We start from the raw sequence: 1,781 nt of genomic DNA, 5'->3' as shown, positions 1-1,781 counted from the left end.
GTCGATTCCAGTGTGTCGGAGATGGCGTGGGTGAGTGTGGGGTGTGGGCTGATTTCGATGAAGGTGGTGTGGTTTTGCGCTGCCGCTGCGATGGCGTGGTGCAGTCGCACCGGCTGGCGCACGTTGGCGACCCAATAAGCGGCATCCAAGGCCGGTGTGGTGGTGTCGGTGATGGTGGAGAGAAACGGAATCGTCGGGGCCTTGGGCGCCAGATCCGCCAGCGCCGAACGTAATTCACCCAAGATGGGATCCATCAGCGCGGTGTGGGAGGCAACTTCCATGTTCACCCGCCTCGCGAACCGCTCCTGGGCCATCACCGCGGCGATCACCGCATCCACCGGCACCACCGGCCCGGCGATCACGGTCTGCCGCGGCGAGAGGTACCCCGCCAAACTCACCCCAGGAAAGTCGGCGATCAACGCCGTGGTCGCCTCGGCGTCCATTTCCAGCAGGCCCACCGCGCCCTGACCGGCCAGCCGCGACATCAATCGCGACCGGGTGGCGATCACCCACAACCCGTCGGCCGGGCTCAACGCCCCGGCCACCACCGCCGCGGTCACCTCCCCCATCGAATGCCCAATCACCGCATCGGGTTCCACGCCATACGAGCGCCACAACGCCGTCAGCGCCAACTGCAACCCCATGATCACCGGCTGCACCTGCGCATCCCCGGACACCGATGCACCGATGGCGAGCAGCCGCTGCAGCGAAAACCCCACCTGCTCAACAAACACCGGCTCCAACTCGGCCACCGCTGCGGCGAACACCGGCTCATCGGCCAGCAACCGCCGCCCCATCCCCGGCCACTGCGAACCCTGACCCGAATACACGAACACCGTGCCCGACCCGGATGGGCCCTCATGCGGATCGACCACCCCCGGCGCCGATTCACCAGCCGCTAATGCGCGCAACCCGGCCACCGCCTGGGCGCGATCCCGCGCACACACCGCGGCGAAATGCTTGTACCGGGTACGGTGATGACAGAGCGTGTGCGCGATATCCGCTAGCGATACACCGGCACCATCTGCGTCCATCCAGTCGGCCAGCACCGCCGCCGTCGACGCGATCCGTGCCGGAGTCTTGCCCGAAACCACCAACGTGCTCACCACCGGCTCCGGTTGCATCGCAACAGGTTCGGGAGTCGGGGCCTGCTCAACCACCACATGGGCGTTGGTGCCACTGACCCCAAACGACGACACCCCCGCCCGACGCGCCCGCCTCACCGCCGGCCACTCCATGGGTTGCGCGGCGATGGTGAACCGCGAAACGCCCGCACTGGCATGCGGAGTCAGCTGATTGAAATGCAGATGCTGCGGAATATGCCCATGGCGCACACTCAACACCGTCTTGATGAACCCGGCGATACCGGCCGCCGACTCCAAATGACCCAAATTGGTCTTGACCGACCCCAACACCAACGGCGCCGCACCATTGCGTTCGGCGAACACCTGACTCAACGCGTCCAGTTCAATCGGATCACCCAACGCGGTACCGGTACCATGCGCCTCGACATAATCGATCTCGCCCGGCTCTAGCCGCGAGGCCGCCAACGCCGCACGCAGCACCGCCTGCTGGGCCGGACCATTGGGCACCGTCTGCCCGCTGCTCGGACCGTCCTGATTGACCGCCGACCCACGCACCACCGCCAACACCGAATCCCCATCGCGCAGCGCATCACCGAGCCGCTTGAGCACCACCACCCCAGCGCCCTCACTACGCACATAGCCATTCGCCGCAGCATCGAAAGTCTTGCAACGCCCGTCAGGAGCCAACATCCCCCA

General features: G+C 66.2%; 1 protein-coding gene. It reads right to left on the bottom strand.

Features of this window, described 5'->3' with window-relative positions:
- Positions 1-1,781, bottom strand: a 1,781-nt coding sequence (locus tag ACGFK1_RS32815; protein ID WP_393439957.1) for a type I polyketide synthase, incomplete at both ends; no start/stop codon positions are given.

Source organism: Mycobacterium sp. NPDC048908, assembly GCF_043197955.1.
Classification (GTDB): Bacteria; Actinomycetota; Actinomycetes; order Mycobacteriales; family Mycobacteriaceae; genus Mycobacterium.
This window is presented reverse-complemented; position numbering and strand designations above follow the sequence as displayed.